We start from the raw sequence: 20,061 nt of genomic DNA, 5'->3' as shown, positions 1-20,061 counted from the left end.
CCTGTGACTCCAACTGGGCACGAATCATGCTCTCTCTTGAACATATCAATCTGCGCCGCGGCCCCGACCTGCTGTTGGAAGACGCCAACTTTGTCCTGCACAAGGGCTGGCGCGTCGGCCTGGTGGGCCGTAACGGCACCGGCAAGAGTTCGCTGTTCAAGCTTATCATGGGCGAATTGGAGAGCGACGGCGGCAACATCCACCGCCCTGCCGACTGGCGCCTGGCCATGATGGCCCAGGAAGTGCCTGCACTCGAGCAGGCGGCCGTGGATTATGTGCTGGATGGTCACAAGGCCTTACGGGCGGCTCAGGCAAAACTGGCTAACGCTGAAAACGCCGGGGACAACCACGCTATCGCCGTGGCCCACGGCGAACTGGAAGCCCTGCATGCCTGGCAGCAGCCAGCCCGGGCCGCCACCCTGCTGGCGGGATTGGGCTTCAGTGAGGTCCAGCAGCAACAACCCGTCTCCAGCTTTTCGGGCGGCTGGCGCATGCGCCTGAACCTGGCCCAGGTATTGATGAGCGATGCCGACCTGCTGCTGCTCGATGAACCCACCAACCACCTGGACCTGGATGCCATCCTGTGGCTGCAGAGTTATCTGGTGCAGCAGCCTGGCGCTCTGCTGGTCATTTCCCATGACCGCGCCTTTCTGGACGCTACGGTCAACCAGATCCTGCATATCGAACGGGAAAAACTGAACCACTACAGTGGCGGTTACTCCGACTTCGAACGCCAGCGTGCCGAACAGCTGGCACTGCAACAGAAGATGCACGACAAGCAACAGGCTCAGGTGGCCCACCTGCAGAAGTTTATTGCCCGATTCAAAGCCAAGGCCAGCAAGGCCAAGCAGGCCCAGAGCCGGGTCAAGGCGCTGGAGAAGCTGGAGTTGATTGCGCCGGCCCACGTGGATTCCGGTTTCAGTTTTGATTTCCATACGCCGGAGAAACTGCCCAACCCCATGGAGAATCTGGATGGGGTGCAGTGCGGTTATCACAACGACAACGGTCCTGTGGCCATTCTCAGCAACGTCAGCCTGAGTCTGCGCCCGGAATCCCGCCTGGGTCTGCTGGGCCCCAATGGCGCGGGTAAATCGACGCTGGTCCGCACCCTGGTAGGTGAGCTTGCGCCACTGGCAGGACGTTTCGAAAAAGACGGCGACCTGATCGTCGGTTACTTTCATCAGCAGCAGGTGGACCGGCTGGATCACACTGACACCGCCTACCAGATGTTGTCGCGCTTTCACCCCAAGTGGAGCGAATCCCAACTGCGCAGCGAGCTGGGCCGCTTCGGTTTCCACGGCGACGATGTGTTTGCGCCCATTGGCCGTTTTTCCGGTGGGGAAAAAGCCCGCCTGGCGCTAGCCATGATCGTGCAGCAGAAACCGGCACTGCTGGTACTCGATGAACCAGCCAACCACCTGGATCTGGATATGCGCGAAGCGCTGACCATGGCGCTGCAGGCCTTCGAAGGTGCGGTGGTAATGGTCTCCCACGATCGCCACCTGCTGGAAACCACGGTGGACGAGTTCTGGCTGGTGGCCAACGGCGCCGTGTCGCGTTTCGATGGCGATCTGGACGACTACGCGCGCTGGTTGCAACAAAATCGCAAGGACGGCAAACCCGTTCGTGAAGAGAAAGCCGATGACGGCCTGGATGCCAGGGCCCGTCGCCAGCTGGCCGCCCAGAAGCGCGAACAACTACGTCCGCTGAAAAAGCAGGTGGACAAACTGGAAAAGCAGCTCGCCGAATGCGAGACCAAACTGGCAAAAACCGAAGCGGCACTGGGCGATGAAACGCTCTACACCGATGACAGTCGCAGAAACGAAATGAATGGATTGCTCGGCGATCAGGCCCGCCTCAAGAAACAGCACGATGAGCTGGAAGGCGATCTACTGGAAGCCATGGAGATTCTCGAGGCGGCAGAAGCAGAGCTGAACCAGCCGGGATAATCACTTCGAGTTTCGAGTTTCGAGTTTCGAGTTTCGAGTTTCGAGTTTCGAGTTTCGAGTTTCGAGTTTCGAGTTTCGAGTTTCGAGTTTCGAGTTTCGAGTTTCGAGTTTCGAGTTTCGAGTTTCGAGGAGCAAACCCTTGGCCTGCAGAGAGCAAAAGGTTTTTCTTTTTCGCTTTTGATTTTCGCAACTCGAAACTCAAAACTCGTCACCATGTTTCATCGTCTGGCGTCGAGCCTCAGGTGTAACCGTCACATCTCAACCAGTTGCGTCTGATACACCACCGGTCCGGTGGGTTGTCCGGTAGGTGACCCGCCCTTGGGCTCCAGACTGATGGCCAGAGAGCGACTCTTGAGCAATTCCCGCACCTGTTCATTGCTCAGCGTGATGCGCAGCTCGGCACCTTCGGTGGGCAGTACGGTGAGCGACACCGGCACCCCTGACTCCGACAATAACCACAGCTCATAATCCTGCTGTGCATCAACGGCCACCGGTGGCAAGGCTTTCAGGGTGAGGCTGTGATTCGCTGTGGAGGCATTCATCACCCACAGCGGTTGTGCCTGCTCAGATTGCACGACGGCTACCATGCTGTGGTTCACCTGTGGTGGCAACGGCGTCCACACTAACAGTGCCAACACTGCGGCCAGGGCCAGGCCCGTTGTCCAGCGCCAAAACCACAGGCCAAGGCCTTTCTCTTCGCTGGGCTGCGTGCTTTCACCAAACAGGCGCTGCTCGATACTGTTCCAGATAGCCGCCGGCGGATCCGTCTTGGGCAGGCTATTGTTGAAAGGTTCCAGGCGACGCTCCCAGTACCACACCTGACGACGCAATCTCGGCGATTCCATCATCCAGTGCTCGAAACGCTTGCGCGCCGAACCTTGCAGGGTGCCGACTACATACTCCGAAGCCAGGGCCTGGTTACGTTCAAAGCTATCCGGCTTCATGAGCCAAGACACCGTCTGAGCACAGACAGCCCCCGGCGCACCAGGCTTTTGGTGGTACCAAGAGGCTGATCCATGGCCAGCGCCAACTCTTGATGGGTAAAGCCCCGGAAGTAGGCCATCTCTATGGTGGCGCGATAGCGCTCATCCAGCCCCTTGAGACAGTCACTCAAGCGCTGACGATCCAGCTGGGCATCTGTCTCCTGCATCGGACCTGGCTCTTCGCTGGTCTGGATCGCCTCCACCGTTTCAAAGTCCACATGGTGACGACGGCGACGAAGGGCATCCAGGCAGCGATAGCGGCCGATGGACATCATCCAGGTAATCGGTGTGCCGCGGTCCGCGTGATACTCACCCGCGTGATGCCACACTTGAATGTAGGTTTCCTGCAACACGTCCTGAGCCTCATCAGTGCTGCGCAACAGGTGAACACACATGCCATACACCGCTGCACTGGTTTGCTGATACAGGCAGGCGAACGAGTGGCGATCTCCCTGAGCGGATTTCGCCAGCAACGTCACTAGCCGTTCGTTATCGCAGTTCATAACCGGAACCTGAATATGATTAGGCTTCCAGTCATGACAGTATCGATGTTAGTAGTACGTGAATAACGCGGAACTGGATGCATAAAAAAACAAAAAAATTTTTTGCATCCAATTGGCCATTGCAGTCGTAACTCCCTACACAACGAACTAAAACCGGGAGATACCCCATGCAACGCCGTTCATTCCTCACCCCCACCGCCTGCGCCATGGCTGCAGTGCTGGCCAGCGCAGGAGCCTTTGCGTCAAGTCACCGTGAAGCCCCCTTCATTACCGGCATGCCCAAGGTAGACGGCACCGATTTCTACATGTTCAACAGCTACGAGTCGGGCCGGGACAACTATGTAACCCTGATTGCCAACTATCTGCCATTGCAGGATGCCTACGGTGGTCCCAACTACTTCGCCCTGGATGACGATGCCATCTACGAGATTCACATCGACAATACCGGCAACGCCCAGGAAGACATTACCTTCCAGTTCCAGTTCAACACCGAGCGCAAGAATTTGGCGGTGGACGTGGATGGCGTCAGCGTTCCGGTACCGTTGATCAACATTGGCAACATCAGCGCGGCTGACAACAGCGCGCAGAACGTGCTGGAAACCTACACGGTGAAGATGATCACCGGCGACCGACGCACCGGCAACGCCCAGAGCCTGACCGATGCGGGCAGCGGCAGCGAAACCTTCGCCAAGCCTCTCGATAACATCGGCACGAAATCCATTACCGATTACAAGGCCTACTCTGAAAGCTTTATCCATGATGTCACCATTCCCGACTGCCCGATGCCCGGCAAGGTCTTTGTTGGCCAGCGCCAGGAAGGCTTCGTGGTTAACCTGGGTGAGGTATTTGACCTGGTAGCGCTGAACCCGTTGGGCGAGCGCGATTCCCGCAGCAACACCATTGGTGACAAGAACGTGACCAGCCTGGCACTGGAGATCCCCACCGGGTGTTTGACCGGTGAGAATACCGTGATTGGCGGCTGGACCACGGCCAGTATTCGCCAGGCCACGGTGATCAATCCCTCCCCGAAAGGCACGACCACCACAGGCAGTGATAATGCCAAGGTCCCGGCGGTAAAAGGCGGCGCCTTTACCCAGGTATCCCGTTTGGGCAGTCCGCTGGTCAATGAAGTCGTGATCGGCCTGCAGGACAAGGATCGCTTCAATGCCAGTGAACCCAAGGACGATGGCCAGTTTGCGACCTATGTGACCAACCCGACATTGCCGGCGCTGGTAGAAATCCTGTTTGGTGTGCCTGCACCGGAAACGCCGCGTAACGACCTGGTCACCGTGTTCCTCACCGGCGTACCTGGCGTAACCCAGTTGCCGATGGTAACGGCCAGCGAAATGCTGCGTCTTAACACGGGCATCGCGGCCACTGCGGCAGGATCTCAGATTGATCTTGGTGTAGCAGGCGGCGACTTTGCCGGCTTCCCCAATGGACGCCGTCCCATCGATGATGTGGTCGATATCGCCCTGACAGCAGCTGAAGGCTTCCTGTGCGGTGCGGATCTGAACGGCGAGGCCGCCGGCGGTGAGCTTGGTAACTGTGGCACACAGAACACAGCGCAGGTTGAGCAAATCGTAACCGATGGCGCCCTGCCGAATGCCGCCGACTACCTGACCGTGTTCCCCTACCTCAACACCCCGCTGCCGGGTGCCAATAACGTACCGATGTAACAGGAGGGCACCATGCGTTTATTAAAACTGACCCCATTGCTGTTGTCCGCCCTGGCACTTGGCGCCTGTGGCGGCGACAACGACAATGACCGGCCACCACCGCAGGCTCAGGCGGCGATCAACTACACTGCCTTTGTGAAGGTGCAATTGGCCAACACTCGCGACGACCGTGACCCAATCAACATCAACAATCTCCGTTTGATTGATCGCGATCAAAACAACCCTCAGGCGTATGACCGTGTTCTTGATACGCCAAACTGATAACGAGGATCGGGGGACGTGCCATCGCCTTGTGCTGATGGCACGTTTTTTTGTCGTCCTGGCCAGCCTGCTCAGCGGGCTGGCCAGGGCGGCGCCCTATACTCCCCACTCTGACGACCAGATTCTGGTGCGTTTGTCTCCTGCGGAACAGGCATTGGGACAAGCCGCCCCCATCCACTCCGAAGCTGACGCAATTCGTCACGCCAGGCAGTGGATTGATACTGCCCGCTCAAGGGAAGACGCTCGTTTTCTTGGTTATGCGCAAGCAGCACTATCCCCGTATCTGTCATCAACCCAATCTGCGTCCGTACAGTTGTTGCAGGCAGAAATCGAGCAGTACCAGCACGCCTTCCCACAAGCGCGGCTCCGCCTGACGCAACTGCTTAACAAGCGACCGGACGAAGGGCAGGCGTGGTTGATGCTGGCCAATCTTGACCGTATACAAGGGCGCTTTGATACCGCACGCCAGTCATGCCAACGTGCAGCCACATCGCTCCCTCCGACGACGGTGATTATTTGTCTCGCGAGCATTCAGTCCATGACCGGACAACTTGAGCAAGCCTGGAGCACCTTGCTGCGCCTGGAAGACAACCAACAGCTTTCACTTCAACGCAGTGAACGCCAATGGATTTACACCTTGCTGGCAGAAATGGCGATTCAGCAAGGCCTCAACAGCGAGGCACACTCGTATCTGGAGAGAGCTCTTCAGCCCTCTCCAAACGACCCCTACCTACGCTATCTGCAGAGCGACTTATGGCTGAGCGAAGGCGCCCATGCAGACGTCATTTCAAGTTTGCAGTCCTGGCAAGACAGGGACAACGCCCTGCTCCGTCTGGCGGTGGCCGCCAAACGCAGCCAGCATCCGGATGCTTCGCGATGGCGGGAAGCCTACCGCTCGCGCCTGCAGGACAGCCAGCGTGCCGGGCGCAGCATTCATCACCGTGAACAGGCCAGATTCCTGCTCTCCGTGATGGACCAGCCCCAGCAAGCCTTACAGGCGGCTCAAGCCAACTGGCAGGAGCAAAGAGAGCTTAGCGACCTTCGAATCCTGCTGGCCAGCGCGGTAAAAGAAAACGATCCGCAAACCCTTCAGGGCGCCCGGGATTTCATGGACAAAAATAACCTTCGTGACGTTATGGCACAGCAATGGACGAAGGAGGAACAGCGATGAAATGGCTGCTGATTTTAGCGCTGCCCCTGCTCAGCTCGCTGTGCCTGGCACACAAGCCCAGTGACAGTTATCTGATTCTGGAAACCCGATCTGACAGCCCCGACATTTCCGGGCGCTGGGATATTGCCCTGCGTGACCTTCATCTGGTCCTGCCACTGGATGACAACCGCGATGGCGCCATTACCTGGGGTGAACTACAACGGCAGATACCGAATCTTGCATCGCAGGTTCTATCCACTCTTTCCATCACGGCTATTTCAGGAGAACAGACGTCCCCCTGTACTCTTCAGCTTGACCAGTTACAGGCCAGCGATCACGTGGATGGCACCTATGCTTCTTTGCAGTTACGTGGAGAATGCGGAGTCTCACCAGATGGCCTCGAGGTGGATTACCAGTTTCTTTTCCACAAAGACCCGAATCATCATGGCTTGCTGAGACTTCAACAAGATGGCTCGGAACTCACGGCCACCTTCAGCAATAGCCAGCGTCAGCAACGCATCCTCACCGACAACATTTCACGCTGGCAGTCCTTCCAGGGGTTTGTGGGACAGGGCGTCCATCACATCCTGATTGGTTACGACCATATCCTGTTTCTGTTAACCCTGTTGTTTCCTGCGGTGCTGGTCTGGCGACGAGGAGGATGGCAACCCGCCCCCAGCATGACCAAGGCGCTGGGGCAGACACTGGCCATTGTGACGGCATTCACTCTCACCCATTCACTCACTCTGGGGCTGGCCACGCTGGGCATCATCTCATTGCCCTCCTGGCTGGTGGAGTCAGCCATCGCCGCCACTGTAGCGGTGGGCGCCGTCGCCAATCTGTTACCCCGATTCTTCCCGAAACGCTGGGTCATGGCATTTGTGTTCGGCCTGATTCATGGATTGGGTTTCGCCTCGGTGCTCGGCGACCTGGGCCTGACGGATAGCGGCATTCTATTCCCTCTGGTGGGATTCAACCTCGGTGTCGAGCTGGGTCAGGCTGCCATCGTGCTGGTATTCGTACCGATTGCTTACCTGCTACGGCAGACCCATTTTTACCAGCGCATTTTTGTGCCGGTGGGCTCTCTCGCCATCATGCTCATGGCCGGGGTCTGGCTAATCGAACGACTCGGCTAACGTTGCCGAGTTTCGAGTTTCGAGTTTCGAGTTTCGAGTTTCGAGTTTCGAGTTTCGAGTTTCGAGTTTCGAAGAGCAAAACCCGTTACAGCTGAAGGCAAAAGGTTTTTTTAAAGCTTTTGATTTTCGAAACTCGAAACTCGTTACTCGCACCCTGCCCCTTCCATAGCACATAGCTTCCAACATCATCCTGCTCACAAAAAAGCCGCCCCGGTTTCCCTGGGCGGCTTTTTATCAAGCTGAAAGTCGCGGCGCGGAACCCGTCTTCAGACGACTGGCACCCGCCTCACCCGCGTTTAAGCTTTCAACTTTTCACTTTCAACTGATCTTACAGCACTTCAATGATGGTCGCGTTGGCGGTGCCAAGACCTTCGCAAATCGCCAGCAGCCCATACTTGCCACCACGACGCTTCAGTTCGTAGATCAGGGTACCCATCAGCTTGGTACCGGTAGCACCCAGCGGATGCCCCAGCGCCTGGGCGCCACCATTCACGTTCAGTTTGTCGTAATCCGCACCGATGGCCTTCATCCATGCCAGCGGCACGGAACCAAATGCTTCATTCACTTCGTACAGATCGATATCACCAATGGTCATACCTGCCTGCGCCAGCACTTTCTCGGTAGCCGGAATCGGTCCTTCCAGCACCATGGTTGGGTCGGAACCAACAACGGACATGGCATGGATACGCGCCAGCGGAGTCAAGCCGTATTCTTTCAGCGCCTGCTCACTCACAACCATCAATGCGGAAGCACCATCGGTGATCTGGCTGGCATTGGCCGCACTGATGTAGCCACCTTCTACCAGCGGGTTCAGGGACTTGATGGCGGCCAGATCGGCCTCCCAACGAATACCTTCATCCACAACGTGCTCTACCTGGGAACCGTCTTCCAGAGTCACGCTGATCGGGATGATTTCTTCCTTGAACCGACCAGCTTCGGTGGCAGCCATACCGCGTTTGTGGGAGTCATAGGCAAACTGATCCAGCTCGTCCTTGCTCACACCATACTTGGCCGCCATGCGCTCGGCGCCGTTGAACTGGCTGAAGCTCTCACCGGGGTAGCGCTCACTGATGATACCGGTGAACGGGTTGCCCATTTCCTTTACCGCGGTCACCGGGGAACCGATTGGCACCTGGCTCATGGACTCCACCCCACCAGCAATAACCACATCCTGGGTGCCACTCATCACTGCCTGGGCAGCAAAGTGAATGGCTTGCTGAGACGAGCCGCATTGACGATCAATGGAGACACCCGGCACGGATTCCGGCAGGCAGGAGCTGAGGATGGAAGTCCGCGCCACGTTGAAAGTCTGCGGACCAATTTGGCTGACACAGCCGAAGATCACATCATCCACTTTCTCCGCCGGAACACCGGTACGTTCGATCAGGGCATCAATCACCTTGCCGCCCATATCTGCCGGGTGAGTCTTGCTCAGACGACCGTTTTTCTTGCCACCTGCGGTACGAACCGCCGCTACGATATATGCTTCTGCCACCTTGGGCCTCCTCAATCCTGCTGACTGATTACCACGGGAAATATGGCAAAAGGCTACGACGAGGCCCCCCTTTACTCAATGACGCTTTTGTACCGGTAATACAAATTTGGTCAGGACCTCAGGGCATCGGCATAAGGCACTGCATCGGAGGAAGCGTCGTAAATATCCCGCACCGGACGCACCTCAATACTGCCGTAGCGGGCCGGCGGAATCTTGCCTGCCACCCGGATTGCATCATTCAGATCCCGGGCTTCGATGAGATAGAACCCGGCCAACTGCTCCTTGGTCTCCGCGAAGGGGCCATCGGTCACACTGACCTGGCCATCGCGAACCCGCACCGTGGTAGCCGTCGCCACGGGCTGCAGTGCAGAACCGTCCAGCATCACGCCCGCCTCCTGCAACCCCTGGCTGCAGGCCTGACACTCACCGTTGAGCGACTGCCAGTGATCATCGCCGCGCTTCTGCATTTCCGCTTCGCTGTAATAGACCAGACATAAATATTTCATGATGCTTTCTCCATCCGAGGCAGGAGTTGAGGCTGATGTTGTGGTCGCCACTCCATGATCAATTCACCACTGCAGGGATCAAAAGGATTGGACAGATGCTCATGGCAAATCTGCCAACGGCCCTCTTCACATCGCCACACCAAAGTGCCGCGCATCCAGCCGGTCTTCATCTCACCATTTTCATCTTCACAACCACAGTGAATCATGCCGTGGCAGACCGCCAAGTCGCCCTCTACCGAGACTTCCAGATCATACATCTCGAATACCGGCTCACCGTTACATAACAGCATGCATCGCGCCAGATGGTCCCGATAATCGTCCGCTCCCCTTACCTGCTGGTCCAGGATGACGTCGAAGGAACGGATATCCGGACCATAGAAGGCCAATGCGGCCTCACCATCCTGCGCACCAATCGCGGCCACCCAACCGGCAGTCAAATCGCGAATGACCTTTTCCTGATGTACTGAGCGTGTCATGGGTCTCTCCCTGATACTGTTGGTGTTATCCATGAATCGAACCGGGAGACCGCCTTTCGACAGGGCTAAATTATTTTTTTGCCCGGAATACGCATCAGGCCAACTGTGCCATCCGCCGACGCAGAAACCGCTGCTCAGCGGGCTGGCTGGTCAGGGCCAGGGCCCGCTCATAGTCCCGGTGAGCCTGCTGATGATTGCCCAGCCGCCGATGCATATCCGCCACAGCGGCATGAGCCAGATGGTATTGCTGCAATGCCGGCGCTTTCATCAATCGTTCCAGCTCCTTTAACCCGACTTCCGGGCCATCACGCATGGCCACAGCCACCGCCCGGTTCAGGGCGACCACCGGGGTGGGCATATGCTGATGCAGGAGATCATAGAGACCGACAATTTCCTGCCAGTCTGTTTCTTGCGCTGACGGCGCATGGGCATGGATACCGGCAATGGCGGCCTGCAGGGTGTAGGGGCCAAAGCGCTGGCTGGAAAGGGAGTGACGGATCAGACCATCGGCGCGTGCAATATCCTCGCGGTCCCACTGACTACGATCCTGCTCCTCCAGCAAAACCAGCTCGCCCTCGGCATCCAGGCGAGTATGACGGCGGGCATGGTGCAACAGCATCAATGCCAGCAACCCCAGCGCTTCCGGTTGCGGTTCCGGTAACAACGCATTCAGCAGTTCAGCCAAACGAATCGCTTCATCACCCAGATCATGACGCAGCGGCTGATCCGCCGATGCAGAAAGGTAGCCTTCATTGAAGACCAGGTAGATGACCTGCAGCACCGACTCAAGACGGGACAACAAGTCTTCGCCCTCGGGCACCTCATAAGGAATACCGGCGTCACGAATCTTGGCCTTGGCGCGCACAATACGCTGAGCCACGGTGGGGGTTTTCTGCAGGAAGGCGCTGGCGATCTCCTCGGTGGTAAGGCCACACACCTCACGCAAGGTCAGGGCGACCTGCGCTTCCTGAGCCAGCCCGGGGTGGCAACAGGTAAAGATCAGGCGCAGGCGATCATCTTCGATGCCGACCTGCTCCTCCTCCATGCTCACCACGGCCTGGGCCGCAAGCGCGTCCGCCTGTTGCTGAAGAATCTCATGGTAACGGGCGCGACGGCGTAATTGATCGATGGCCTTGAAGCGGCCAGCTGAAACCAGCCAGGCACGCGGCTTGTCCGGAATGCCTTCCTCGGGCCACTGCCTGAGGGCCGCTAGGAACGCCTCCTGCAAGGCATCTTCAGCCAGATCGAAATCGCCCAGTAATCGGATCAGGGTGGCGAGCACCCGCCGGGATTGCTCGGCGAAAACGGTCTGGATCTGCTGTTCAACGGCTAAAGGCATTCCTGCGTCCCTGCCAATGCTTCATGGAATGCCAGAGTGTCAATCAGTCACCGCCGTCAGGCCAGTGCCTCTTCCACAAAATCCAGACGATCCTGGCCGAAGAACATCTCGTTACCCACAAACAATGTTGGCGCGCCGAAGACACCACGCTTGACCGCCGCTTCAGTGTTGGCTTTCAGCGTGTCCTTCACCGATTCATCTGCGGCCCGGGACAACCAGTGCTCCGCATCCAGCCCCGCTTCGCTCAACACTCTTGTCAGCTCCTCCGTCTCCGACAATTTACAGGGGCTTTTCCACATGGCGTCATAGAGTGCCTTCACGACGGCATTCAGCTCCGGCGTGCCGATGGCAGCCGTAACGATTCGCATGGGCATCAGGGTGTTCACCGGGAAATGCGGGTTCATGTTCAGCGACACTTGATAACGCTGCGCGTAACGGGCCAGATCTCTCATCATGTACATGCCCTTGGCCGGCACCGCGCCGGGAGGGTTATTGCCAGTGGCCTTGAAAATGCCGCCGAGTAACACCGGAGTCAGTTGCAGTTCTGCACCGGTGCGATCACACATCGCTTCCAGCTGGGTCCAGGCCAGGTAGGCCGTCGGACTGCCCACATCAAAAATAAACTCGACTGTCTTGCTCATTTACGTGTCCTTTATTGTGTCGTTGCGATTCCACTTTATTGCACGTCCTATGCAGAAAGATCTGCAGAGAAAGGCCATGCTGATGTTTTCATTCTTGTGCGGCGTGATGCATGCCGTGATGATTAAAACGTTTCCATCCAGGGGCGCAGATCCAGTTCGTGGGTCCAGGCATCTCTGGGCTGCTGGTGGAGCATCCAATAACTGTCGGCAATGTGTTCGGGATTGAGGATGCCGTCTTGCGCTTTTTTGGCATACATGGCCGGAAAATTGTCGCGAATAAACGCCGTATCAATGGCGCCATCAATAATGGGATGCGCCACATGAATTCCCTGGGGACCGAGCTCGCGAGCCATGCTCTGGGCCAGCGCCCGCAGTGCAAACTTGGCGCTGGCAAAAGCTGAAAAGCCGCTGCTGCCGCGCAGCGATGCGGTGGCGCCAGTGAAAATAATGGTGCCTTTCTGCCGTGGCACCATCACCCTGGCCGCCTCCCTGCCGGCCAGGAAACCGGCAAAGGCGGCCATCTCCCAGACCTTGCGATAAACCCGTGTCGTGGTCTCGCGGATCGGGAACATCACGTTGGCGCCGATGTTGAATACCACCACTTCCAGCGGCCCCACGTCCTGCTCGATGGTATCGAAAAGGGCGGTCATGGCCTCTTCATCACGGGCATCGCAGCCAAAGCCCCTCGCCCAGCCACCGTCCTGCTGAATGGACTCCACCAGCGGTGACACTGCCTCTTCCGTACGACGGGTGACGCAGACCCGATAACCCTCACGGGCAAAGCGCTTTGCAATGGCACCGCCGGTGGCATCACCGGCACCAATCACCAGCATGGCTGCATGACTCATTTTTCTCTCCCCACAGGCCCGGCCCTGGTTAGTTCCAATTAGGAACTAATAGTGGGTTCTTTTTTGGAACTCGTCAACCGGGTATGATCAGAGCCATCTTTCGGGAGATTTTCATGCGCTGGCAAGATATCGATCAACAACCCTGCTCACTGGCTCGCACACTGGCAATTGTGGGCGACAACTGGACCTTGCTGGTGCTGAGGGACTGCTTTCTCGGGGTCAGACGGTTCGACGATTTTCAGCAGCGTCTGGGAGTCACCCGTCATGTGCTGAGCGACCGGCTGCGCAAGCTGACCGAAGGTGGCATTCTGGAAAAGGTGGCGTACCAGCAACGGCCCCTGCGCCATGAATACCGCCTGACGGTGAAAGGCAAGGACCTGTACCCGGTGATCGTGCACCTGGCCCAGTGGGGCGACAAGTATCTGGCCGGCGAGCACGGCGCTCCGCTCAACCGCATCCACACAACCTGCGGTCACACTCTGGAAGCCCAGCTGCAATGCCGCCAATGCGGCGAGACCGTGAAGGCCAATGAGGTGCGAGTGGAAGAGAGCCCGGGATTTGAAGGAAAGCTTTTAGTGAACAGTGCCCGACCGGCATAACCTGCCAAGTATTTGTTTATTTTTTATTATTTTAAAACGCAAAAGGCCGCGTCCGAAATCCGGGCGCGGCCTTAAACATTGCAGTCACAATAACGCGCTATCGCGCTGCTGTTCACTATTCACTGTTAACTATTCACTGCCTTTAACTGCCTTCCTGCTGCTCCCGCAGCAGCCCCAACACCTTTTCCCGCAACCAGCCATGAGCAGGGTCACCACTCTGGTCCCGGTGCCAGTACAGATGCATTTCCAGATCGCTGAGTTCGGCTGGCAAGGGCTGGATAGTCATGGCTTCGCGGGACAGGCGGCCGGCCAGGGTGGCCGGTAGCGACAACAACAGATCAGTTTGCTGAACGGTACTGATGGCTGCCTGGTAGTGCTGGCAACGCATGCGGATATGACGCCGGTAACCCAGCCGCGCCAGCCCGAAATCTTCCAGCCCTGGCCCTTCGCGGCGGGACGACACCAACACATGCTGCGCTGCCAGGTAGGCAGGCAGGTCCATGCCTTCCGACAACGGATGTCCTTCCCTCATCATGACCACCATGGGGCCGGACAACACCGGCACGTGTTCAATGGTTTCCGGCATGGCGAGCATCACATCGCAGGCCAGATCCAGCCGCCCACTGGCCAGCTCCGTGGCCATCTGGCGGCGGCGGATGGTCAGTGATTGCAGTTTCACCCCCGGTGCCTCATTCATCACTTGCGCCATCAGCGGCGGTAGCAGACACCCTTCCAGACCATCACGCAGGCCAAGCACGAAGGTGCGCTCGGCTTCTGCCGCATCAAAGCCCCCCTCGTCACTAAGACAACGCTGAAAACCACCCAGGGAATGCCGCACCGGACTGATCATGGCCCGCGCCCGGGCGGTGGGTACCATCCGACTGCCCTGACGGACAAACAGGGGGTCATCAAGACGATCACGCAGACGCCCCAACGCATGGCTGACTGCCGGCTGCGTCAGGTTCAGTACCTTCGCAGCACGGGTCAGCGACCCTTCCGTGTAAATGGCATCGAAGACCACGAAGAGATTGAGATCAAAGCGCGAAACATGCATGAAACTAATCCGTTTTCATGTTGGTAATTCATTTGATTAATTGAAACCTGCTTACTAGCATCGGTCAATGGATAGCTGCATGACGCCGGATGCCTGACGCGGGACGCCCGGCCTGCGGCCGAAACCCCGCAAACACAGGACAAATCATGGGCCAGAACTCGCAACGTATCTTGATTACCGGGGGTGCCTCCGGACTGGGGCGCGCCATGGCGGAGGCCTGGGCCAGAGACGGCGCCCGGGTGTTTATCGGTGACGTAAATGAAGAACGCGGCCGGGAAACGATGCAGGCCCTGTCAGCCTTGCCCGGCACGGTGGAATTTCAGTATCTGGATGTGCGCGATGCCGCCAGCTTCAATGCTGCACGGGAATGGCTCGAGCAGAACTGGGGCGGCCTTGATGTACTGGTCAACAACGCCGGCGTTGCGGCCGCCGCCCGGATCGATCGTGGTGACATGGCGGACTGGGACTGGATTTTCGATATCAACGTGAAAGGCCCGGTACGGGGCTGCAAGGTGTTTGTGCCGATGATGAAGCGTCAGGGCCACGGCCATATCGTCAATATCGCGTCTCTGGCGGGCCTGATGAATGCCCCGGTGATGGGCAGCTATAACGTGACCAAGGCCGGGGTCATTGCCCTGTCGGAAACCCTGCGTAACGAGCTATCCATCCATAACATTGGCTGCACTGTGGTATGCCCCGGTTTCTTCCGCACCAACCTGCATGAATCAGTTCGCTCACCGGAGCCGGGGATGGTGGAGATGGTCGACAAGTTACTGTCCAGTGACGAACTCACCGCAGAGCAGATCGCCGAGAAGATCAAACAGGCGGTGGCCCGCAAGCAGTTCATGCTGATTCCGCACAAGAGTGCCCGCCGCGCCTGGTTCATCAAACGCTTTGTCCCCGTTTTGTTTCGCCGGGTCATGCGTGACAGCGCCAGCCGCATGGAGCACCAGATCAAGAAGGCGGAATCTGCCTGATGCCGGTGATCTACCTGGTTCGCCATGGTCAGGCCAGCTTTGGCAAGCCTGACTATGACCAACTCTCCGAGCAGGGCTGGGAACAGAGCCGCATCCTCGGCCGCGCCATGCAAACCCAGGATCTGGGGGTGCCCCTGGCCATCTGCGGCACCATGCGCCGCCACACCGAGACCGCCGAAGCCACACTCAACGAGTTGGGCCTGCCGGCTCAGTGGCGCACCGATACCGGGTTCAACGAGTACAACCACAAGGAAATCCTGGCGCTGGACTGGCCCATGGCCGCAGACCATGGTGAAGTCACCGCCTGGCTCGGCACCCAGCCAAACCCCCGCAAGGTATTCCAGCAACGCTTCGAGCAAGCCGTGCGTCGCTGGCAACAGGGAAAGGACAACTACAGCGAAAGCTGGCCCCAGTTCCGTGAGCGGGTACTGGCCAGCATCTATAGCCTTGGCAACGGCCTGAGCAAGGGCGACAGCGCGCTGGTCTTCACCTCCGGCGGCGCCATCAGCGTCATCATCCAGCATCTGATGCAACTGAACGACGAGGCCCTGCTTACCTGGAACCGCACACTGATCAACACCAGTGTGACAAGACTGGTTGTGAATGCAGGCTCATTGCGGCTAGTGTCGGTGAACGAACATTTGCATCTGCCGACGGAGCAGGTGACGTATCGATAAATACGAGTTTCGAAGAGCAAAACCGGCTCTAGCTAAAAGCCAAAGGTCTTTCTTTATCGCTTTTGATTTTCGCAACTCGTCACTCGAAACTCGCTACTCAATTGCTGCGCCCGGGCATTGTCTCAAGCGGCGCCTTTGCTAAAGCCTTCTATGGAGAAAAAACCATGCCCATCCGCAAGAACATCCTCATCACCGGCGCCAGCTCCGGCCTTGGCGAAGGCATGGCTCGCATCTTCGCCGCCAAGGGGCGCAATCTGGCACTGTGTGCACGACGCGTGGACCGACTGGAAAAACTGAAAGCAGAACTGGAAGCGAAACACCCCGATATCCGGGTGCTGATCAAGCCACTCGACGTGGCGGATTATGATCAGGTGTTCGCGGTGTTCGATGCTTTCCGCACCGAGCTGGGCGGGATTGATCGCGTGATCGTCAATGCTGGCGTGGGCAAGGGCCAGCCGCTGGGTACCGGCTACTTTCATGCCAACCGTCAAACTGCGGAGGTCAATTTCGTGGCAGCCCTGGCACAGATGGAAGCCGCCATGGAAATTTTCCGGGCCCAGAACAGTGGTCACCTGGTGATAGTGTCTTCCATGAGCGCCATGCGCGGCATGAAGCGCAATCTCACCACCTATGCCGCCACCAAGGCGGGCGTGGCGATGTTGGCAGAGGGCCTGCAGATGGAACTGGCCGACACCCCCATCAAGGTCACCACCTTGTTCCCCGGCTTCATTCGTTCGGAAATCAACGAGAAGCTGAAGAACACACCGTTCATTGTGGATACAGAAACCGGCTGCAAGGCGCTGGTAAAAAATATCGAGAAAGAAGTGATGAACGCAGCCGTACCTGCCTGGCCCTGGGCGCCCATGGGCGTGGCCATGCGCAACTTCCCGCTCCGGGTTGTTGATAAATTGATGGGATGATTAAGGGCAGTTAACAGTGAATAGTGAACAGTTAATAGTTCGCGTTCTGTTTTCGGGATGGCTGAGAGGGGAGAGGCCGCGACCAGACGAAGGCGCCTCCTGCAACACCTGAAGACACTGTAGGAACACCTGTTATTCGCTACGCTACGTTCCTAGAAAAGCTCAACTCAGGGGAACCATTTCCTTGTGTCTTTAACGTAAGAGGCCGCGCCCAAAGCTTGGGCGCGGCCTCTTACGTTGAAACAACAACCGCGCGCTATCGCGCCGCTATTCACTATTCACTATTCACTGTTAACTGTTAACTGCCTTAATCGATCGAGCCCGGGTTCTTGCGCTTCTTGACGGTGGCGAAGCCGCCCTTGGTATCCGGGACGTCAGGCCGGCTTTTGCGCGGGCCATCGGCTTTCTTCGGCGACACTTTTTTCTTCAGCGGCTTCTTGCCACCTTTCTTGCCATCGGTCTTTTTCTTCAGCTTTTTCTTCTTGCTGCCCGCCGCCTTGCCATTGCCCTTCAACTTCTTCGGGCCGAGGAACTTGCCTTTCAGCTCTTCGACGATGCGGAACTCGAAATTCTGCCGAAGATAACGCTGGATGCTCGCCATCAGGTTCCATTCGTGGGCAGGAATCAACGAGATCGCAGTGCCTTCACCGCCCACCCGGCCGGTACGGCCGATACGGTGAACGTATTCATCCCCGCTGCGCGGCATGTCGAAGTTGATCACCAGATCCAGGCCATCCACATGAATACCGCGGGCCGCCACATCGGTGGCCACCAGCACGCGCACACCGCCATCCTTGAGGCGGTCCATGGCCAGCTTGCGATCCTTCTGGTCTTTCTCGCCGTGGAGTACGAACACCTTCAAGCTTGGCGTGCGCAATACGCCGCCGAGTCGGTCGGCCTGCTCACGGGTGTTGGTAAAAATCACCGCCTTGTCATAGGTCTCGTGGGCCAGCAACCACTGCACCAGGCGTTCCTTGTGCGCCACATCATCCACGGTGATGATCTGCTGGCGAATGGATTCGTTGAGATCACGCACGGTATCGAGCAACAGGAACTTTGGCTCACGCAGCACGTTCTGTGCGACACGGTCCATGGCATTGCCGCCACGGGTGGCTGAGAACAACAGCGTCTGGCGCTCTTCCGGACACAGCGCGGCCAGTCGCATCACATCCTCGCTGAAGCCCATGTCCAGCATGCGGTCGGACTCATCCAGCACCAGCACTTCCAGATCCCCCAGCATCAGGTTACCCGCCTCCAGATGCTCGATCAGACGCCCCGGCGTGCCGATGAGGATCTCGGGGTTGCGACGCATGTTGGCCGCCTGCACCTTGAAGTCCTCACCGCCGGTGACCAGTTCCGCCTTGATAAAGGTGTACCGGGCCAGTGCCTCCACCTGCTTGAGCGTCTGCTGGGCCAGCTCGCGGGTGGGTAGCAAAATCAGGGCGCGGGTATCGGTACGCGGACGAGAGTGCTGCAACAGACCGTGCAGCAAGGGCAGCAGGAAGGCCGCGGTCTTGCCGCTGCCGGTCCGGGCAATTACCCGCAGATCATGTCCTGCCAGCGCCTCGGGAATCGCTGCCGACTGCACCGGGGTCGGTTCAGTGATTTCCAGTTCGGTCAGGGCGCGCACCAGGCGCTCATGAAGATTGAGATCTGCAAAGGTGGACATGGGATAGGGCTCCGGGGTTGAGGGGGCATTGTAGCGGGTATCGATGGGGATGGCTTGCTAAACGCACCTCACCGTCTGAGGGAGACTTACCGACGGCGCGCTGGTGACAGACAAGCAACGAGTGACCAGACGCGAGATGCGAAAATCACAAACCGGCCAGGGCTGTGAGGTTTTGATTTTCGCATCTCGCTCCTCGCAACTCGATACTGCGCCACCATCATCGCACCGGCAGCGACACTCTCACGGCAGCGTCAAGGGGGGAGCTACTCGTCGGCAATCCACGCAAAGCGCGGAATCACCTGCCCATCCTTCTCCACGGTTTCGGTGAACATGGTCAGCGGGCGCACCCACAGTGCCCGGTCGCCGTACAGCGGATGGTAAACCACCAGGACTTCTTCAGTTTCTGAATGGGTGGCCAGCCCAATCACCTGGTAATCATTTCCCTTGTAGTGGCGATAGCGGCCAGGCTTCAGTTCCGTCACTTCATGCTCCTCGTGCCAGGCGCTCGGCAATGGCCGCCAGCACCTGGGGGTTCCAGGGCAGGCCCACATGGGTGCCTGTCACTTCAACGTTCTCGGTCATGGGGCCGTCATTCTCCAGGCAACACCGCCAACTCACAATGCCGTCCTGGCGAGTATAGATGGCCGTGCAAGGAACCGGCGGCGCCGGGATACGCTCGAAGAAGGCCTCTCGGTCCGGGTTCTGATGCTTTGGATTGAACAGCTTGAACAAGGCCGACACATTGTTGGCCTCCGGGTCGCCATTGATGGGGCTGCCCAAAGTGAACACCTGGCTGACCCGCTCCGGAAACACCCGCGCCAATTCACGGGCGAATACGCCGCCGAGGCTCCAGCCAACCAGGGTCACCGGCTGGCCATGACGGGCGTGAATGGCGTGCAACTGGGTCACCAACATGTCGCGGCGCTTGCTGTTCATGCCGGTATTGGTGCCCTGGGCCCAGCCATAGCTGCTGTAACCCAGCCGGCCCAGGCTGCGCCGCAGGGGCCGGGTACTCACATCACTGGCGCCGAAACCAGGCAGCACCAGCACCGGCTGGCCGTTCCCGGTGGGCAGCTGTCGATGGCCCAGACCTCTGACCAGATAACGGCCATAGGACAGCATGGCGCGGCTTTCACCCAGTAACAGGCCAATGGCCGGGGGGGAGAGCTTGTTGTTCATATTCCTGCTCCGCATTCGTC

Annotated in this window: 21 protein-coding genes; 9 read left to right on the top strand and 12 right to left on the bottom strand. The window is 58.2% G+C overall.

What is annotated here, in order from left to right:
- Positions 1 to 26: 26 nt before the first annotated feature.
- Positions 27 to 1,949: an ATP-binding cassette domain-containing protein gene (locus GFN93_RS04615; protein WP_153499314.1), complete on the top strand. Its 1,923-nt coding sequence runs from the start codon at positions 27 to 29 to the stop codon at positions 1,947 to 1,949.
- Positions 1,950 to 2,200: 251 nt separating this feature from the next.
- On the opposite strand, the gene GFN93_RS04610 is transcribed toward GFN93_RS04615, so the two are convergent.
- Together GFN93_RS04610 and GFN93_RS04605 are read right to left on the bottom strand one after the other, a co-directional pair.
- Positions 2,201 to 2,893: an anti-sigma factor gene (locus GFN93_RS04610; RefSeq protein ID WP_153499312.1), complete on the bottom strand. Its 693-nt coding sequence runs from the start codon at positions 2,891 to 2,893 to the stop codon at positions 2,201 to 2,203.
- Positions 2,890 to 3,435 (bottom strand): sigma-70 family RNA polymerase sigma factor, encoded by a 546-nt coding sequence (locus GFN93_RS04605; RefSeq protein ID WP_153499310.1) that lies wholly within the window; start codon positions 3,433 to 3,435, stop codon positions 2,890 to 2,892. The genes GFN93_RS04610 and GFN93_RS04605 overlap by 4 nt, the downstream gene beginning before the upstream one ends.
- 167 nt (positions 3,436 to 3,602) lie before the next feature.
- Here GFN93_RS04605 and GFN93_RS04600 point away from each other — a divergent pair, with 167 nt between their 5' ends.
- From GFN93_RS04600 to GFN93_RS04585, 4 genes are read left to right on the top strand one after another with little or no spacing between them, the layout of a single operon-like run.
- Positions 3,603 to 5,114, top strand: coding sequence for a DUF4331 domain-containing protein (locus GFN93_RS04600; RefSeq protein WP_235901655.1), 1,512 nt, complete (start codon positions 3,603 to 3,605; stop codon positions 5,112 to 5,114).
- A 12-nt stretch (positions 5,115 to 5,126) separates the two neighbouring features.
- On the top strand, positions 5,127 to 5,375 hold the full coding sequence (locus GFN93_RS04595) for a hypothetical protein (RefSeq protein WP_153499308.1): 249 nt from the start codon (positions 5,127 to 5,129) through the stop codon (positions 5,373 to 5,375).
- 37 nt (positions 5,376 to 5,412) lie between these two features.
- Positions 5,413 to 6,546, top strand: a complete 1,134-nt coding sequence (locus tag GFN93_RS04590) for a tetratricopeptide repeat protein (protein WP_153499307.1) — start codon at positions 5,413 to 5,415, stop codon at positions 6,544 to 6,546.
- Positions 6,543 to 7,661: a HupE/UreJ family protein gene (locus tag GFN93_RS04585; RefSeq protein WP_153499304.1), complete on the top strand. Its 1,119-nt coding sequence runs from the start codon at positions 6,543 to 6,545 to the stop codon at positions 7,659 to 7,661. The genes GFN93_RS04590 and GFN93_RS04585 overlap by 4 nt, the downstream gene beginning before the upstream one ends.
- 328 nt (positions 7,662 to 7,989) lie before the next feature.
- Here the strand turns inward: GFN93_RS04585 and GFN93_RS04580 are convergent, their stop codons facing one another.
- The 6 genes from GFN93_RS04580 to GFN93_RS04555 form a co-directional block, all read right to left on the bottom strand.
- Complete coding sequence (locus tag GFN93_RS04580; RefSeq protein WP_328594247.1) at positions 7,990 to 9,156, bottom strand: acetyl-CoA C-acetyltransferase; 1,167 nt, start codon at positions 9,154 to 9,156, stop codon at positions 7,990 to 7,992.
- A gap of 110 nt (positions 9,157 to 9,266) precedes the next feature.
- A complete protein-coding gene (locus GFN93_RS04575; protein ID WP_153499301.1) occupies positions 9,267 to 9,662 on the bottom strand; it encodes a YciI family protein in 396 nt (131 codons plus the stop codon).
- Positions 9,659 to 10,138 (bottom strand): YybH family protein, encoded by a 480-nt coding sequence (locus GFN93_RS04570; RefSeq protein WP_194285745.1) that lies wholly within the window; start codon positions 10,136 to 10,138, stop codon positions 9,659 to 9,661. The genes GFN93_RS04575 and GFN93_RS04570 overlap by 4 nt, the downstream gene beginning before the upstream one ends.
- A 94-nt stretch (positions 10,139 to 10,232) precedes the next feature.
- Complete coding sequence (locus GFN93_RS04565) at positions 10,233 to 11,477, bottom strand: RNA polymerase sigma factor (RefSeq protein WP_153499298.1); 1,245 nt, start codon at positions 11,475 to 11,477, stop codon at positions 10,233 to 10,235.
- A gap of 56 nt (positions 11,478 to 11,533) precedes the next feature.
- Positions 11,534 to 12,118 (bottom strand): 2-hydroxychromene-2-carboxylate isomerase, encoded by a 585-nt coding sequence (locus tag GFN93_RS04560; protein WP_153499296.1) that lies wholly within the window; start codon positions 12,116 to 12,118, stop codon positions 11,534 to 11,536.
- Between the two features lie 122 nt (positions 12,119 to 12,240).
- Positions 12,241 to 12,966, bottom strand: coding sequence for an SDR family oxidoreductase (locus GFN93_RS04555; protein ID WP_153499294.1), 726 nt, complete (start codon positions 12,964 to 12,966; stop codon positions 12,241 to 12,243).
- Positions 12,967 to 13,079: 113 nt separating this feature from the next.
- Here GFN93_RS04555 and GFN93_RS04550 point away from each other — a divergent pair, with 113 nt between their 5' ends.
- Entirely contained in the window at positions 13,080 to 13,565 is a 486-nt protein-coding gene (locus tag GFN93_RS04550; protein WP_153499292.1) for a winged helix-turn-helix transcriptional regulator, read from the top strand.
- Positions 13,566 to 13,707: 142 nt separating this feature from the next.
- Here GFN93_RS04550 and GFN93_RS04545 read toward each other — a convergent pair whose 3' ends face one another.
- A complete protein-coding gene (locus tag GFN93_RS04545) occupies positions 13,708 to 14,619 on the bottom strand; it encodes a LysR family transcriptional regulator (RefSeq protein WP_153499290.1) in 912 nt (303 codons plus the stop codon).
- A 146-nt stretch (positions 14,620 to 14,765) separates the two neighbouring features.
- Between GFN93_RS04545 and GFN93_RS04540 the strand changes: the two genes are divergently transcribed.
- From GFN93_RS04540 to GFN93_RS04530, 3 genes are all read left to right on the top strand, one after another.
- On the top strand, positions 14,766 to 15,596 hold the full coding sequence (locus GFN93_RS04540) for an SDR family oxidoreductase (protein ID WP_153499288.1): 831 nt from the start codon (positions 14,766 to 14,768) through the stop codon (positions 15,594 to 15,596).
- A complete protein-coding gene (locus GFN93_RS04535; RefSeq protein WP_153499286.1) occupies positions 15,596 to 16,273 on the top strand; it encodes a histidine phosphatase family protein in 678 nt (225 codons plus the stop codon). The genes GFN93_RS04540 and GFN93_RS04535 overlap by 1 nt, the downstream gene beginning before the upstream one ends.
- A 164-nt stretch (positions 16,274 to 16,437) precedes the next feature.
- Positions 16,438 to 17,193: an SDR family oxidoreductase gene (locus GFN93_RS04530; protein WP_153499284.1), complete on the top strand. Its 756-nt coding sequence runs from the start codon at positions 16,438 to 16,440 to the stop codon at positions 17,191 to 17,193.
- Between the two features lie 307 nt (positions 17,194 to 17,500).
- On the opposite strand, the gene GFN93_RS04525 is transcribed toward GFN93_RS04530, so the two are convergent.
- The 3 genes from GFN93_RS04525 to GFN93_RS04515 all read right to left on the bottom strand — a co-directional run bounded on the left by GFN93_RS04525 (position 17,501) and on the right by GFN93_RS04515 (position 20,041).
- Positions 17,501 to 18,862 carry a DEAD/DEAH box helicase gene (locus GFN93_RS04525; protein WP_153499282.1) on the bottom strand — a complete coding sequence of 454 codons (1,362 nt, stop codon included), beginning with the start codon at positions 18,860 to 18,862 and terminating at the stop codon, positions 17,501 to 17,503.
- Positions 18,863 to 19,125: 263 nt separating this feature from the next.
- A complete protein-coding gene (locus GFN93_RS04520) occupies positions 19,126 to 19,344 on the bottom strand; it encodes a DUF1653 domain-containing protein (protein WP_328594245.1) in 219 nt (72 codons plus the stop codon).
- A gap of 1 nt (position 19,345) precedes the next feature.
- Positions 19,346 to 20,041 carry an esterase/lipase family protein gene (locus GFN93_RS04515; protein ID WP_153499278.1) on the bottom strand — a complete coding sequence of 232 codons (696 nt, stop codon included), beginning with the start codon at positions 20,039 to 20,041 and terminating at the stop codon, positions 19,346 to 19,348.
- Positions 20,042 to 20,061: the final 20 nt, after the last annotated feature.

Origin of the sequence: Alcanivorax sediminis, assembly GCF_009601165.1 — a bacterium.
In the GTDB taxonomy this organism is placed as follows: domain Bacteria; phylum Pseudomonadota; class Gammaproteobacteria; order Pseudomonadales; family Alcanivoracaceae; genus Alcanivorax; species Alcanivorax sediminis.
This window is presented reverse-complemented; position numbering and strand designations above follow the sequence as displayed.

Bases quoted from the DNA above. Each gene is read 5' to 3' on its own strand.
- GFN93_RS04605 (WP_153499310.1), bottom strand. From the start codon at position 3,435: ATGAACTGCGATAACGAACGGCTAGTGACGTTGCTGGCGAAATCCGCT.
- GFN93_RS04595 (WP_153499308.1), top strand. From the start codon at position 5,127: ATGCGTTTATTAAAACTGACCCCATTGCTGTTGTCCGCCCTGGCACTT.
- GFN93_RS04565 (WP_153499298.1), bottom strand. From the start codon at position 11,477: ATGCCTTTAGCCGTTGAACAGCAGATCCAGACCGTTTTCGCCGAGCAA.
- GFN93_RS04550 (WP_153499292.1), top strand. From the start codon at position 13,080: ATGCGCTGGCAAGATATCGATCAACAACCCTGCTCACTGGCTCGCACA.
- GFN93_RS04570 (WP_194285745.1), bottom strand. From the start codon at position 10,138: ATGACACGCTCAGTACATCAGGAAAAGGTCATTCGCGATTTGACTGCC.
- GFN93_RS04530 (WP_153499284.1), top strand. From the start codon at position 16,438: ATGCCCATCCGCAAGAACATCCTCATCACCGGCGCCAGCTCCGGCCTT.
- GFN93_RS04615 (WP_153499314.1), top strand. From the start codon at position 27: ATGCTCTCTCTTGAACATATCAATCTGCGCCGCGGCCCCGACCTGCTG.
- GFN93_RS04610 (WP_153499312.1), bottom strand. From the start codon at position 2,893: ATGAAGCCGGATAGCTTTGAACGTAACCAGGCCCTGGCTTCGGAGTAT.
- GFN93_RS04515 (WP_153499278.1), bottom strand. From the start codon at position 20,041: ATGAACAACAAGCTCTCCCCCCCGGCCATTGGCCTGTTACTGGGTGAA.
- GFN93_RS04545 (WP_153499290.1), bottom strand. From the start codon at position 14,619: ATGCATGTTTCGCGCTTTGATCTCAATCTCTTCGTGGTCTTCGATGCC.
- GFN93_RS04585 (WP_153499304.1), top strand. From the start codon at position 6,543: ATGAAATGGCTGCTGATTTTAGCGCTGCCCCTGCTCAGCTCGCTGTGC.
- GFN93_RS04525 (WP_153499282.1), bottom strand. From the start codon at position 18,862: ATGTCCACCTTTGCAGATCTCAATCTTCATGAGCGCCTGGTGCGCGCC.
- GFN93_RS04575 (WP_153499301.1), bottom strand. From the start codon at position 9,662: ATGAAATATTTATGTCTGGTCTATTACAGCGAAGCGGAAATGCAGAAG.
- GFN93_RS04560 (WP_153499296.1), bottom strand. From the start codon at position 12,118: ATGAGCAAGACAGTCGAGTTTATTTTTGATGTGGGCAGTCCGACGGCC.
- GFN93_RS04540 (WP_153499288.1), top strand. From the start codon at position 14,766: ATGGGCCAGAACTCGCAACGTATCTTGATTACCGGGGGTGCCTCCGGA.
- GFN93_RS04590 (WP_153499307.1), top strand. From the start codon at position 5,413: ATGGCACGTTTTTTTGTCGTCCTGGCCAGCCTGCTCAGCGGGCTGGCC.
- GFN93_RS04555 (WP_153499294.1), bottom strand. From the start codon at position 12,966: ATGAGTCATGCAGCCATGCTGGTGATTGGTGCCGGTGATGCCACCGGC.
- GFN93_RS04535 (WP_153499286.1), top strand. From the start codon at position 15,596: ATGCCGGTGATCTACCTGGTTCGCCATGGTCAGGCCAGCTTTGGCAAG.
- GFN93_RS04600 (WP_235901655.1), top strand. From the start codon at position 3,603: ATGCAACGCCGTTCATTCCTCACCCCCACCGCCTGCGCCATGGCTGCA.